Origin of the sequence: Pseudomonas sp. IT-P4 (assembly GCF_949767755.1) — a bacterium.
Lineage (GTDB): Bacteria > Pseudomonadota > Gammaproteobacteria > Pseudomonadales > Pseudomonadaceae > Aquipseudomonas > Aquipseudomonas monachiensis.
The window spans coordinates 43,814-58,300 of record NZ_CATKPX010000011.1; the positions used below are offsets into that span (position 1 = coordinate 43,814).

Below are 14,487 nucleotides of genomic sequence, written 5' to 3' on the forward strand. Positions count from 1 at the left end.
CATCTGGAGGATCACTGTAATGACCACGGAAAAAGTTAAGTACGGCGTCCATTCCGAAGCCGGCAAACTGCGCAAAGTCATGGTTTGCTCCCCAGGCCTGGCCCATCAGCGGCTGACCCCGAACAACTGCGATGAACTGCTGTTCGACGATGTGCTGTGGGTGGCCCAGGCCAAGCGCGACCACTTCGACTTCGTTACCAAGATGCGCGAACGCAACGTCGATGTACTGGAAATGCACAACCTGCTGACCGACATCGTCGCCATTCCCGAAGCCCTGGACTGGATTCTGGAACGCAAGATCACCGCCAACTCGGTGGGCCTGGGCCTGATCAACGAAACCGCTTCGTGGCTGCGCAGCCTGGAGCCACGTCACATCGCCGAGTTCCTGATCGGCGGCGTATCGGGTGACGATTTGCCCACCAGTTTCGGCGGCAAGGCCATCGAGATGTTCCGCGACTTCCTCGGCCACTCCAGCTTCATCCTGCCGCCGCTGCCCAACACCCAGTTCACCCGCGATACCACCTGCTGGATCTACGGCGGCGTCACCCTCAACCCGATGTACTGGCCGGCGCGCCGTCAGGAAACCCTGCTGACCACCGCCATCTACAAGTTCCACCCCGAGTTCACCAACGCCGACTTCCAGATCTGGTACGGCGACCCGGACAAAGACCACGGCAACTCCACCCTTGAGGGTGGCGACGTGATGCCGATCGGCAACGGCGTGGTGTTGATCGGCATGGGCGAGCGTTCGTCGCGCCAGGCCATTGCCCAACTGGCGGTGAACCTGTTCAAAAACAAGGCGGTCGAGAAAGTGATCGTTGCCGGCCTGCCGAAATCCCGCGCGGCGATGCACCTGGACACCGTGTTCAGCTTCTGCGATCGCGACCTCGTCACGATCTTCCCGGAAGTGGTGAACCAGATTGTCGCCTTCACCCTGCGTCCCGATGAAAGCAAGGCCGGTGGCATCGACATCCGCCGAGAAGAAACCAACTTCCTCGACACCGTGGCCCAGGCCCTGAACCTCAAGGCGTTGCGCGTGGTGGAAACCGGCGGCAACAGTTTCGCCGCCGAACGCGAGCAATGGGACGACGGCAACAACGTAGTGGCCGTGGAACCGGGCGTGGTCATCGGCTACGACCGCAATACCTACACCAACACCCTGATGCGCAAGGCCGGTGTGGAAGTGATCACCATCAGCGCCGGCGAACTCGGCCGGGGACGGGGCGGCGGCCATTGCATGACCTGCCCGATCATCCGCGACCCGATTGACTACTAACCTATTACCTTGGCCCGCGCGGCCCTCTACCCAAGGGCATGCGCAGGCCAAGGGGATAACCGACACCTTAGGAGATCCAAAATGGCGTTCAATATCCATAACCGCAATCTGCTGAGCCTGGAACACCACACCCCTCGCGAATTGCGTTACCTGCTCGACCTGTCCCGCGACCTCAAGCGTGCCAAGTACACCGGCACCGAACAGCAGCATCTCAAGGGCAACAACATCGCGCTGATCTTCGAAAAAACCTCGACCCGCACCCGCTGCGCGTTCGAAGTTGCAGCCTATGACCAGGGCGCCAACGTCACTTACATCGACCCGAACTCCTCGCAGATCGGCCACAAGGAAAGCATGAAGGACACCGCCCGCGTACTCGGGCGCATGTACGACGCTATCGAGTACCGTGGCTTCAAACAGGAAATCGTCGAGGAGCTGGCCAAGTTCGCCGGCGTACCGGTGTTCAACGGCCTGACCGACGAGTATCACCCGACACAAATGATCGCCGACGTGCTGACCATGCGCGAGCACGCCGACAAGCCGATCCACGAGATCAGCTACGTCTACCTGGGCGACGCGCGCAACAACATGGGCAACTCCCTGCTGCTGATCGGCGCCAAGCTTGGCATGGACGTGCGCATCTGCGCGCCAAAAGCCCTGTGGCCGGCGGACGACCTGGTGGCTCGCTGCAAACAGTACGCCGAAGAAAGCGGCGCGCGCATCACCCTCACCGAAGACCCGAAAGCCGCGGTCAAGGGCGTGGACTTCATCCACACCGACGTCTGGGTGTCGATGGGCGAGCCGGTCGAAGCCTGGGCCGAGCGCATCCAGCAACTGCTGCCGTATCAGGTCAACGCCGAACTGATGAAAGCCACCGGCAATCCGCGCACCAAGTTCATGCACTGTCTGCCGGCGTTCCACAACAGCGACACCAAGATCGGCAAGCAGATTGCCGAGCAGTACCCGTTCCTGAACAACGGCATCGAAGTGACCGATGACGTGTTCGAGTCGCCGGCCTGCATCGCCTTCGAGCAAGCGGAAAACCGCATGCACACCATCAAGGCGATTCTGGTGTCGACGCTGGCGGATCTATAACGGCTGATCATGTCCTCTTGATCGCTCACTGACCCGTAGGAGCTGCCGAAGGCTGCGATCTTTTGATCTTTGAAGATCAGTAGCAAGATCAAAAGATCGCAGCCTTCGGCAGCTCCTACTCTAGAAGGACTGCACCATGCGTATCGTCGTTGCTCTGGGCGGTAATGCCCTGCTCCGCCGGGGCGAACCCATGACCGCTGACAACCAGCGCGCCAACATCCGGATCGCCACCGAACAGATCGCCAAGATCCATCCCGGCAACCAATTGGTCATCGCCCACGGCAATGGCCCTCAGGTCGGCCTGCTGTCTTTGCAGGCGGCGGCCTACACCTCGGTTTCGCCCTACCCGCTGGACGTGCTCGGTGCCGAAACCGAAGGCATGATCGGCTACATCATCGAACAGGAACTGGGCAACCTGCTGGACTTCGAAGTGCCCTTCGCGACCTTGCTGACCCAGGTCGAAGTCGATGCCAATGACCCGGCCTTCAAGAACCCCACCAAACCCATCGGCCCTGTCTATACCAAGGATGAGGCCGAAGCACTGGCCGCCGAGAAAGGCTGGGCCATTGCCCCGGACGGCGACAAATACCGTCGCGTGGTCGCCAGCCCGAAACCGAAGCGCATCTTCGAAATCCGCCCGATCAAATGGCTGCTGGAAAAAAGCAGCATCGTGATCTGCGCCGGCGGTGGCGGCATTCCGACCATGTATACCTCGCCCGGCAAACTCGAGGGCGTCGAAGCGGTCATCGACAAGGATCTGTGCTCGGCGCTGCTGGCCGAACAGCTTGAAGCCGATCTGCTGGTGATCGCCACCGACGTCAACGCCGCCTTCATCGACTTTGGCAAACCCACGCAGAAAGCCATCGCCCTGGCCCACCCCGACGAAATGGAAAAACTCGGCTTCGCCGCCGGCTCCATGGGACCGAAGGTGCAGGCAGCCTGCGAATTCGCACGCCATACTGGGAAAGTCGCAGTGATCGGTTCGCTCGCGGACATCGAAGCGATCGTCCAGGGCAAGGCCGGCACGCGCATCAGTATGGCGACACCGGGCATCAGCTATCAGTAAACGAAACTGCGGGGCAGGCCTGAGGCTTGCCCTGATTCAAGATCTTTTGAAGGAGAGTCAACAATGGCAACGTTCGAGCCGGGTCACCTGCACATCGAGCGACACGCGCTGAACAAGGATGACGTCAGCTACAACATCTGCATCGACTATGAAATCGCCCAGGATCCCAAGGAAGGCAAGGGGATGCAGTTCAAGATGCACGGCAACATCCAGGGCAAGGACATGAGCGAGACGTTCTTCCTGCCCAAGGACATGGCCTACAACTTCGCCAGCAACGTCACCAAGATTGCCGAGAAGCATGGCATCCCGAAAACCCATAGCAACATCGGTTCGATCCACAAACATTACGACGCAATGTTTGAAGACGTGCGGGTGCAGTTGAACATGAAATCGGGCGACCCGGTCAAACCCGAGCACCTGGAATAACGTTTGGAAGATCAAAAGATCGCAGCCTTCGGCAGCTCCTACAGGGGAATGCGTTCGGCGTAGGAGCTGCCGAAGGCTGCGATCTTTTCAAGCCATACCCCATCGACATTTCACCTGCCCCCTCCTCCAAGGCATACTTGCCACCCTTCGCACTGCAGACCCCAAGACCGCCCCATGCGTATCCACGTCAGCTTCATCGACCGCGTCGGTATCACCCAGGAAGTCCTGGCCCTGCTCGGCGGGCGCAATCTGAACCTGGATGCGGTGGAAATGGTCCCGCCCAATGTCTATATCGACGCCCCGACCCTGAGCCCGCAAGTCCTCGAGGAACTGCGCGATGCCCTGTTCAGCGTGCGTGGCGTGCAAGCGGTGACGGTGGTCGACATCCTGCCCGGCCAGCGCCGGCACTTGCAGCTCGACGCCTTGCTGGCAGCCATGACCGACCCGGTGCTGGCACTGGACAGCGACGGCAAGGTGCTGCTGGCCAACCCGGCCCTGATCGCCCTGTACGGTCGCGAACCGGACGGTGAAAGCGTGGGCGACCTGTTTGCCGACCCGGCGTTGCTCGACGCCCTGCTCGAACACGGCTTTCGCCTGCCGCTGCGGGAAATTACCGTCAACGGCCAGACCCTGTTGCTCGACGCCACGCCGATCACCGACGCCGGCGCCCTGCTGACCCTGTACCAACCGAACCGCATCGGCGAACGCCTTTCCGCGCTGCACCATGACCACGCCGAAGGTTTCGATGCCTTGCTCGGCGAGTCCCCGGTGATCCGCACCCTCAAGGCGCGCGCCCAGCGGGTGGCGACCCTCGATGCACCGCTGCTGATCCAGGGCGAAACCGGCACCGGCAAGGAGCTGGTGGCCCGCGCCTGCCACGCCATCAGCGCCCGGCACAGCTCCCCCTTTCTGGCGTTGAACTGCGCGGCATTGCCAGAGAACCTCGCCGAAAGTGAACTGTTTGGCTACGCCCCCGGCGCCTTCACCGGCGCACAACGGGGTGGTAAGCCGGGGCTGATGGAACTGGCCAACCAGGGCACGGTGTTTCTCGACGAGATCGGCGAGATGTCGCCGTACTTGCAGGCCAAATTGCTGCGTTTCCTCAACGACGGCAGTTTTCGCCGGGTCGGCGGCGACCGTGAGGTCAAGGTCAACGTACGGATCCTCAGCGCCACCCACCGCGACCTGGAGAAGATGGTCAGCGAAGGGCTGTTCCGCGAAGACCTGTTCTACCGCCTCAACGTCCTCAACGTCGAAGTGCCGCCCCTGCGCGAGCGCGGCCAGGACATCCTGCTGCTGGCCCGCTACTTCATGCAGCAGGCCTGTGCGCAGATCCAGCGCCCGACCTGTCGCCTGGCGCCGGGCACTTACCCGGCGCTGCTGGGCAACCGCTGGCCGGGCAACGTGCGGCAATTGCAGAACGTGATCTTCCGCGCCGCGGCGATTTGCGAAAGCAGCCTGGTGGACATCGGCGACCTCGACATCGCCGGCACCTCGGTGGCCCGCCAGGGCGACCATGACGTCGACAGCCTGGAACAGGCCATGGACGAGTTCGAGAAAACCCTGCTGGAAAAACTCTACGCCAGCTATCCCTCGACCCGGCAACTCGCGACCCGCCTGCAAACTTCCCACACGGCGATTGCCCATCGGTTGCGCAAGTACGGGATTCCCAACAAGACTTGAAGCCTTGCGTCGACAGATGGTGGGCTGTGTACACCAACCTGTGTAGGAGCTGCCGCAGGCTGCGATCTTTTGACTTTGATCTTATGGTGCCTGCGACAAGATCGCAGCCTGCGGCAGCTCCTACGGAACGGATTGTCACTTCGAAAACTTCTTCACCTGTTTAAAAACGACCTCCACCTGTACTGAAAGCGCTACAGCGGAACGATATCGCTACACCCCTCTCCGATCACGGCTGTGCAAGGCTTTGATCCACCTCGGCTTTTATCATTGACATATGCCGTATCGATTTCGCTACAACGATTGATTTTCAGCCTTTGTCGAAACCACCTAAATCATTGATCAATAACAATAAAAACAACATTGGCCGCGTTCTTGCTATGTACTCCCGCATAAACCGGGCATTGCCCAAGCATTCAATCGCGTCCACCAGACGAGTCTGGCCCCTTAGGAGTTTCCATGAGCGAGTTGCGTTTTACTGAAGATCACGAATGGCTGCGCACCGAAGCTGACGGCAGCGTCACGGTCGGCATCACCGCTTTCGCACAGAACGCCCTGGGCGACGTGGTTTTCGTTCAACTGCCTGAGCTGCAGTCCTACGACAAAGGCGCCGAAGCCGCCACCGTGGAATCGGTAAAGGCTGCCAGCGGCGTGTACATGCCGCTGGACGGCGAAGTGCTGGAAGTGAACCCGGCGCTGGACAGCAGCCCTGAACTGGTCAACGAAGATCCGCTGGGTGAAGGCTGGTTCTTCCGCTTCCAGCCAAGCGACGCCTCGGCAGTCGCCCAACTGCTGGATCAGGACGCCTACGACCGTCTTATCAAAGCCCAAGCCGAAGCCTGAGGAGCACTGACATGACCCAGATTAATCCTGCCGTTGTAAACATAAGTACCGCCAACGAATTCATCGCACGTCACATCGGCCCGCGCGCCGGTGACGAGCAAGCCATGCTCAACAGCCTCGGTTTCGACTCCCTGGAAGCCCTGAGCGCCAGCGTGATTCCCGACAGCATCAAGGGCACCAGTGTCCTCGGCCTGGAAGACGGCTTGAGCGAAGCCGATGCCCTGGCCTTGATCAAGTCCATCGCGACTAAAAACCAGTTGTTCAAGACCTTCATCGGCCAGGGTTACTACGGCACCCACACGCCGTCGCCGATCCTGCGCAACTTGCTGGAAAACCCGGCCTGGTACACCGCCTACACCCCGTATCAGCCAGAAATCTCCCAAGGCCGTCTCGAAGCGCTGCTGAACTTCCAGACGCTGATCAGCGACCTCACCGGCCTGCCGATCGCCAACGCCTCGTTGCTGGACGAAGCCACCGCCGCGGCCGAAGCCATGACCTTCTGCAAGCGCCTGAGCAAGAACAAGGGCAGCCACGCCTTCTTCGCCTCCGTGCATTGCCACCCGCAAACCCTCGACGTACTGCGCACCCGTGCCGAGCCTTTGGGCATCGACGTGGTGGTTGGCGACGAACTCGAACTGACTGACGTAACGCCTTTCTTCGGCGCGCTGCTGCAATACCCGGCGAGCAACGGTGACGTGTTCGATTACCGCGAGCTGACCGAACGCTTCCACGCCGCCAACGCCCTCGTTGCCGTGGCTGCCGACCTGCTGGCCCTGACCGTGCTGGCCGCGCCGGGCGAATTCGGCGCCGATGTGGCCATCGGCAGTGCACAACGCTTCGGCGTGCCGCTGGGCTTCGGTGGCCCGCACGCGGCTTACTTCTCCACCAAGGACGCATTCAAGCGTGACATGCCGGGTCGCCTGGTCGGTGTTTCCGTAGACCGTTTCGGCAACCCGGCCCTGCGCCTGGCCATGCAGACCCGCGAGCAACACATCCGTCGCGAGAAAGCCACGTCGAACATCTGCACCGCGCAAGTGCTGTTGGCCAACATCGCCAGCATGTACGCCGTGTACCACGGTCCGAAAGGCCTGACGCAGATCGCCAATCGCGTGCATCACCTGACCGCAATCCTGGCCAAAGGCTTGAGCGCATTGGGCCTGAACGTCGAGCAAGCGAGCTTCTTCGACACCCTGACCGTGAAGACCGGTGCGCAAACCACCGCCCTGCACGACAAGGCACACGCCCAGCGCATCAACCTGCGCGTGGTCGATGGCGAACGCCTGGGCCTGTCCCTGGACGAAACCACTACCCAGGCCGACGTTGAAACCCTGTGGAGCCTGCTGTCCGACGGCAAGGCCCTGCCGGACTTCGCCGCCCTCGCCGCCTCGGTCACCAGCACCATTCCGGCCGCGCTGGTGCGTCAGTCGCCGATCCTCAGCCACCCGGTGTTCAACCGCTATCACTCGGAAACCGAGCTGATGCGCTACCTGCGCAAACTGGCGGACAAGGACCTGGCGCTGGACCGCACCATGATCCCGCTGGGTTCGTGCACCATGAAACTCAACGCTGCCAGCGAAATGATCCCGGTAACCTGGGCCGAGTTCGGCGCCCTGCACCCGTTCGCCCCGGCCGAGCAAAGCGCCGGCTACCAGCAACTGACCGACGAACTGGAAGCAATGCTTTGCGCTGCAACCGGCTACGACTCGGTATCCTTGCAACCGAACGCCGGCTCCCAGGGTGAATACGCCGGTCTGCTGGCGATCCGTGCCTACCACCAGAGCCGTGGCGAAGACCGTCGCGACATCTGCCTGATCCCGTCGTCGGCCCACGGCACCAACCCGGCCACCGCACAGATGGCCGGCATGCGTGTCGTCGTCACCGCCTGCGATGCCCGTGGCAACGTCGACATCGAAGACCTGCGCGCCAAGGCGATCGAGCACCGCGAACATCTCGCCGCACTGATGATCACCTACCCGTCCACCCACGGCGTGTTCGAAGAAGGCATCCGCGAAATCTGCGGCATCGTTCATGACAACGGCGGCCAGGTGTACATTGACGGCGCCAACATGAACGCCATGGTCGGCCTCTGCGCCCCGGGCAAGTTCGGCGGCGACGTTTCGCACCTGAACCTGCACAAGACCTTCTGCATCCCCCACGGTGGTGGCGGCCCGGGCGTCGGCCCGATCGGTGTGAAATCGCACCTGGCACCATTTCTGCCGGGCCACGCACAGATGGAGCGCAAGGAAGGCGCCGTTTGCGCGGCACCGTTCGGCAGCGCGAGCATTCTGCCGATCACCTGGATGTACATTCGTATGATGGGTGGCGCGGGCCTCAAGCGTGCTTCGCAGCTGGCGATCCTCAATGCCAACTACATCTCCCGTCGCCTCGAAGAGCACTATCCAGTGCTGTACACCGGCAGCAACGGCCTGGTGGCGCACGAGTGCATCCTCGACCTGCGTCCACTGAAAGACAGCAGCGGCATCAGCGTCGATGACGTCGCCAAGCGCCTGATCGACTTCGGCTTCCACGCACCGACCATGTCGTTCCCGGTGGCCGGCACGTTGATGATCGAACCGACCGAAAGCGAATCCAAGGAAGAACTGGACCGCTTCTGCGACGCCATGATCCGCATCCGCGAAGAAATCCGCGCAGTGGAAAACGGCACCCTGGACAAGGACGACAACCCGCTGAAAAACGCGCCGCACACCGCCAAGGAGCTGGTGGGCGAGTGGTCGCACCCGTACAGCCGTGAGCAAGCGGTGTACCCGGTTGCGTCGCTGATCGAAGGCAAGTACTGGCCGCCGGTCGGTCGCGTCGACAACGTGTTTGGCGACCGCAATCTGGTCTGCGCCTGCCCGTCGATCGAAAGCTACGCTTAAACAGATGAGGGGGCGGATTGATCCGCCCCACTCAAGAACACCGCAAACCTCCTGTAGGAGCTGCCGCAGGCTGCGATCTTTTGATCTTGATCTTGAAAAAACAGGATCAAAAGATCGCAGCCTGCGGCAGCTCCTACGCAAAGCATCTCCCGTGATACGCCTATAACAAGAAACCGGAGAACCACCATGTCGTTAAGCGTGTTCGACCTGTTCAAGATTGGCATCGGCCCCTCCAGCTCCCACACCGTCGGCCCGATGCGCGCCGCTGCGCGTTTCGTCGAAGGCTTGCGCCGTGAAGGGCTGCTGACGGCCACCACCTGCGTCAAAGTCGAGCTGTATGGCTCGCTCGGTGCCACCGGCAAAGGCCACGGCAGTGACAAGGCTGTGCTGCTGGGCCTGGAAGGCGAACACCCGGACACCGTGGATACAGAAACCGTCGCTGCGCGCCTGCAAGAGATTCGCAGCAACGGCCGCTTGAACCTGCTCGGTGAACACAGCATTGCGTTCAACGAGAAAGAACACCTGGCGATGATCCGCAAACCGTTGCCCTATCACCCCAACGGCATGATTTTTCGCGCCTTCGACGCAGCGGGCCTGCAGATCCGCAGCCGCGAGTACTACTCGGTCGGCGGCGGTTTTGTGGTCGATGAGGACGCCGCCGGCGCCGACCGCATCGTCGAAGACGCCACCCCCCTGACCTTTCCGTTCAAGAGTGCCAAGGATCTTCTCGGTCATTGCGTCAAATACGGGCTGTCGATCAGCCAGGTGATGCTGACCAACGAAAGCGCCTGGCGCCCGGAAGCGGAAACCCGCGCCGGCCTGCTGAAAATCTGGCAAGTGATGCAGGACTGCGTCGCCGCCGGATGCCGCAATGAAGGCATCCTGCCCGGCGGTTTGAAGGTCAAGCGCCGGGCCGCCGCGCTGCATCGGCAGTTGTGCAAGAACCCGGAATCGTCGTTGCGCGACCCGTTGTCGGTGCTGGACTGGGTCAACCTCTACGCCCTGGCGGTCAACGAGGAGAACGCCAACGGCGGGCGCGTCGTAACGGCGCCCACCAACGGTGCGGCGGGGATCATTCCAGCGGTATTGCACTACTACATGCGCTTTATCCCCGGCGCCAATGACGACGGCGTGGTGCGATTCCTGCTGACCGCCGCGGCCATCGGCATTCTGTATAAGGAAAACGCCTCCATCTCCGGCGCCGAAGTCGGCTGTCAGGGTGAAGTCGGCGTCGCCTGCTCGATGGCCGCCGGCGCCTTGTGCGAAGTGCTTGGCGGCACTGTGCAACAAGTGGAAAACGCCGCGGAAATCGGCATGGAACACAACCTCGGACTGACCTGCGACCCGATTGGCGGGCTGGTGCAAGTGCCTTGCATCGAGCGCAACGCCATGGGTTCGGTCAAGGCCATCAATGCCGTGCGCATGGCTCTGCGCGGCGACGGACAACACTTCGTCTCCCTCGACAAGGTCATCCGCACCATGCGCCAGACCGGCGCCGACATGAAAAGCAAATACAAGGAAACCGCCCGTGGCGGTTTGGCGGTCAACATTATCGAGTGCTGATGCGCGCTCATCTGCACCCTTCTTCAGGAGCTGAATATGTCCACCGAACAACTGTTGAAAACTCCGTTGCACGCACTGCACATTGAACTCGGCGCCCGCATGGTGCCCTTCGCCGGCTACGACATGCCCGTGCAGTACCCGCTGGGCGTGATGAAAGAACACCAGCACACCCGCGACCAGGCCGGGCTGTTCGATGTCTCGCACATGGGCCAGATCCGCCTGACCGGCGACAATGCCGCCAAAGCCCTGGAAAGCCTGGTGCCGGTGGACATCATCGACCTGCCAGTGGGCATGCAGCGTTACGCCATGTTCACTAACGAGACCGGCGGCATCCTCGACGACCTGATGGTCGCCAACCTGGGTAACGACGAACTGTTCCTGGTGGTCAACGCCGCCTGCAAGGATCAGGACCTGGCCCACCTTCGCAAGCACATCGGCGACCAGTGCAGCATCGAGCCGCTGTTCGAAGAGCGTGCCCTGCTCGCCCTGCAAGGCCCGGCGGCAGTCACTGTACTGGCGCGTCTGGCTCCGGAAGTGGCAAAGATGACCTTCATGCAGTTCGCCCGCGTGAAGCTGCTGGGCGTGGACTGCTTTGTCAGCCGTTCGGGTTACACCGGTGAAGACGGCTATGAAATTTCCGTACCCGCCGCCAACGCCGAAGCCCTGGCTCGTGCCCTGCTGGCCGAACCGGAAGTGGCCGCCATCGGCCTTGGCGCTCGTGACTCCCTGCGCCTGGAAGCCGGCCTGTGCCTGTACGGCCATGACATGAACACCGACACCACCCCGATCGAGGCAAGCCTGCTGTGGGCGATCTCCAAGCCACGTCGCGCTGATGGCGCACGGGCCGGCGGCTTCCCTGGCGCCGAAACCGTATTTGCCCAGCAACAGGCAGGCGTGAACCGCAAACGTGTAGGTCTGCTACCACAGGAACGTACACCCGTGCGTGAAGGCGCCGAGATCGTCAACGAAGCCGGCGACATCATCGGCAGCGTCTGCAGCGGTGGTTTCGGGCCGACCCTGGGTGGGCCGCTGGCCATGGGTTATGTCGACAGTGCCTACATCGCACTGGACACACCGGTCTGGGCAATCGTTCGTGGGAAAAAGGTGCCTTTGCTTGTAAGCAAAATGCCATTTGTTCCACAACGCTACTATCGTGGTTGATTGACTGTTCCTATAAGTAACGCGGTTGCGTTAACTGTGCACTAATGTGTAACGCAACCGCCATAAAATAGTGCAATGTTTGGCTCTAAGCTTCGATTATGAACTTTGCTTATAACGATCGAAAACAATTGAACGAGGTTAGAGAATAAGGCCCCACTAGTGGACTGACTTTGCCAGCAACCTGAGGAAATCCGGGGCCTTCACGGGGCTTGTTTTTTCTCCCGTAGTTGGCGTAGAGTTTGTTCACTGTGTTTGCATGGGTCGCTTGGAATCGTGACCTGGGCAGTAGCCTACAAGTTAGCTACATCCCGTTCGACGTCTTCTTACTCTCCTGCAACCAGCCCCAGTACTCTTTCATGAGAAGGAGACTGTCATTAATTTTTTGCGTCAAAGGAAATAAGAAATGTCCCAACGTCAGAGCGGTACCGTCAAGTGGTTTAACGACGAGAAAGGTTTTGGTTTTATCACTCCTGAAAGCGGTCCGGATCTGTTCGTGCATTTCCGCGCCATCCAGGGCAACGGCTTCAAAAGCCTGAAAGAAGGCCAGAAAGTGACTTTCATCGCTGTGCAGGGCCAGAAAGGCATGCAGGCTGACGAAGTACAAGCAGAAGCCTAATCTTCTGTAACGAAAAAGCCCCTGATGCTGACATCAGGGGCTTTTTTGTGTGCATAAATCCGTAAAATGGCTTCTTTTTTTGCCGAGAGCCTGCCATGTCGAAACACCTGCTTACCCCCCAGGGCGAGTTCCCCGCCGCTGGCCTGGGTCGTCGCCTGGCAGCCATGTTCTATGATTTCCTGCTGTGCACAGCCCTGCTGATCGTCACCAGCGGCATCTACAAGATGATCCAGATGGCGATCATCGGCGAAGAAAGGATGCGCATCCTGACCGAAGCGGGTGCGCTGGACGGCGATCCCCTGCTCTCCACAGTTCTTTTATTCGTACTGTTCGGCTTCTTCGCCAAATTCTGGACCTGGTCCGGTCAGACCCTGGGCATGCAGGTCTGGTGCATCCGCGTGCAGAATGCCGATGGCTCGTCCATCAGCCTGTGGCAGGCGCTGCTGCGCTTTTTGGTGTCGATTGCTTCACTGCTGTGTGTTGGCCTGGGATTCTTCTGGTCGCTGTTCGACAAGCAGAAACGCAGCTGGCATGACATCTACTCCAATACCCGGCTCGTACGTATTCCAAAGAAACAAAAGTAACGCCCATAAAAAAGATCGCAGCCTGCGGCAGCTCCTACAAGGGAATGCAAAACCCTGTAGGAGCTGCCGAAGGCTGCGATCTTTTGCTTTCTGGCCTTTAAGCGTTACCGGCCAGCTTCATCCGTGCCGCCTGGGTGAAATCAAGCATGCGCTTGAGCGGGCGAATAGCTTGCGGAATCAGCGCCGGGTCGACAAAGATCTCGTTCGACCCTTCCTTCAACGCCCTGAGCGTGCGCTCAAGGGTGTTCATGGCCATCCACGGGCAATGCGCACAACTGCGGCATGCGGCGCCGTTACCCGCCGTTGGGGCCTCGATAAAGACCTTGTCCGGGCACAGCTGCTGCATCTTGTAGAAGATGCCACGGTCGGTCGCGACGATGAGTGTCTTGTTCGGCAGGCTCTGTGCCGCCGCGATCAACTGACTGGTGGAACCCACGGCGTCCGCCAATTCGATCACCGAGGTCGGCGACTCCGGGTGCACCAGAATCGCAGCATCCGGGTACAGCGCCTTCATGTCTTCAAGCTGCTTGGATTTGAACTCTTCGTGAACGATGCAGGCACCGTCCCATAGCAGCATGTCGGCACCGGTCTGGCGCTGGATGTAGGTCCCCAGGTGCTTGTCCGGGCCCCAGATGATGGTCTCGCCGTTGTCCATCAGGCTTTCGACGATTTCCAGCGCACAGCTTGAAGTCACCACCCAATCCGCTCGGGCCTTTACCGCAGCGGAAGTGTTGGCGTACACCACCACCGTGCGCTCCGGGTGTTGATCGCAGAACGCGGAAAATTCGTCCACCGGGCAACCCAGGTCGAGCGAACAGGTCGCTTCAAGCGTCGGCATCAATACGCGTTTTTCCGGGTTGAGGATCTTGGCGGTCTCTCCCATGAATTTCACGCCGGCGACGACCACGGTCTTGGCCGGATGGGCATTGCCGAAACGGGCCATTTCAAGCGAGTCGGAGACACAACCGCCCGTCTCTTCGGCCAGCGCCTGAATGACAGGGTCACAATAGAAGTGGGCCACCAGCACCGCGTCCTGAGCCTTGAGCTCGGCAGCGATGGCGGCACGGTAATAAGCCTCTTCATCGGCGGTCAGCGGCTTGGGCTGTTTGGCGTCGAGGTGGGCTTGAACCAGAAGGCGTTCGGAAATTTGCGTCATGTTCGCAAGACCTGCAGGCGCATTCGCGCGAAAGTCGAGTATACACCCGGCTCCGTACCCTTCAGGGTACCGCCGGGAAAGTGAGTATTCATCAGGCACGGACAGCGTTGAAGCTGCGCAAGGCTACAGAATATCCGACGGATGC

General features: G+C 60.6%; 12 protein-coding genes. 11 read left to right on the forward strand and 1 reads right to left on the reverse strand.

What is annotated here, in order from left to right; genetic code table 11:
- Positions 1 to 19: 19 nt before the first annotated feature.
- From arcA to ACM6IT_RS00305, 11 genes are all read left to right on the forward strand, one after another.
- Positions 20 to 1,276: an arginine deiminase gene (gene arcA / locus ACM6IT_RS00255; RefSeq protein WP_056725998.1), complete on the forward strand. Its 1,257-nt coding sequence runs from the start codon at positions 20 to 22 to the stop codon at positions 1,274 to 1,276.
- An 81-nt stretch (positions 1,277 to 1,357) separates the two neighbouring features.
- A complete protein-coding gene (locus ACM6IT_RS00260) occupies positions 1,358 to 2,368 on the forward strand; it encodes an ornithine carbamoyltransferase (RefSeq protein ID WP_056726000.1) in 1,011 nt (336 codons plus the stop codon).
- Between the two features lie 136 nt (positions 2,369 to 2,504).
- Positions 2,505 to 3,434, forward strand: coding sequence for a carbamate kinase (gene arcC / locus ACM6IT_RS00265; protein WP_414917236.1), 930 nt, complete (start codon positions 2,505 to 2,507; stop codon positions 3,432 to 3,434).
- A gap of 63 nt (positions 3,435 to 3,497) precedes the next feature.
- Entirely contained in the window at positions 3,498 to 3,860 is a 363-nt protein-coding gene (locus tag ACM6IT_RS00270; protein WP_056726002.1) for a DUF5064 family protein, read from the forward strand.
- A 174-nt stretch (positions 3,861 to 4,034) separates the two neighbouring features.
- The gene (locus tag ACM6IT_RS00275; protein WP_414917237.1) at positions 4,035 to 5,543 is read left to right on the forward strand and encodes a sigma-54-dependent transcriptional regulator; all 1,509 of its coding nucleotides are present in this window, start codon (positions 4,035 to 4,037) and stop codon (positions 5,541 to 5,543) included.
- A gap of 456 nt (positions 5,544 to 5,999) precedes the next feature.
- On the forward strand, positions 6,000 to 6,383 hold the full coding sequence (gcvH, locus tag ACM6IT_RS00280; RefSeq protein ID WP_008047373.1) for a glycine cleavage system protein GcvH: 384 nt from the start codon (positions 6,000 to 6,002) through the stop codon (positions 6,381 to 6,383).
- A gap of 11 nt (positions 6,384 to 6,394) precedes the next feature.
- A complete protein-coding gene (gene gcvP, locus ACM6IT_RS00285; RefSeq protein ID WP_414917238.1) occupies positions 6,395 to 9,262 on the forward strand; it encodes an aminomethyl-transferring glycine dehydrogenase in 2,868 nt (955 codons plus the stop codon).
- 186 nt (positions 9,263 to 9,448) lie between these two features.
- On the forward strand, positions 9,449 to 10,825 hold the full coding sequence (locus ACM6IT_RS00290; RefSeq protein ID WP_414914650.1) for an L-serine ammonia-lyase: 1,377 nt from the start codon (positions 9,449 to 9,451) through the stop codon (positions 10,823 to 10,825).
- Between the two features lie 36 nt (positions 10,826 to 10,861).
- Positions 10,862 to 11,986 carry a glycine cleavage system aminomethyltransferase GcvT gene (gene gcvT / locus ACM6IT_RS00295; protein ID WP_414914649.1) on the forward strand — a complete coding sequence of 375 codons (1,125 nt, stop codon included), beginning with the start codon at positions 10,862 to 10,864 and terminating at the stop codon, positions 11,984 to 11,986.
- A 403-nt stretch (positions 11,987 to 12,389) separates the two neighbouring features.
- The gene (locus ACM6IT_RS00300) at positions 12,390 to 12,602 is read left to right on the forward strand and encodes a cold-shock protein (protein ID WP_007977299.1); all 213 of its coding nucleotides are present in this window, start codon (positions 12,390 to 12,392) and stop codon (positions 12,600 to 12,602) included.
- Between the two features lie 95 nt (positions 12,603 to 12,697).
- On the forward strand, positions 12,698 to 13,186 hold the full coding sequence (locus ACM6IT_RS00305; RefSeq protein WP_414917239.1) for an RDD family protein: 489 nt from the start codon (positions 12,698 to 12,700) through the stop codon (positions 13,184 to 13,186).
- A gap of 97 nt (positions 13,187 to 13,283) precedes the next feature.
- On the opposite strand, the gene nadA is transcribed toward ACM6IT_RS00305, so the two are convergent.
- Positions 13,284 to 14,342 (reverse strand): quinolinate synthase NadA, encoded by a 1,059-nt coding sequence (nadA, locus tag ACM6IT_RS00310; protein WP_056726017.1) that lies wholly within the window; start codon positions 14,340 to 14,342, stop codon positions 13,284 to 13,286.
- Positions 14,343 to 14,487 lie beyond the last annotated feature (145 nt).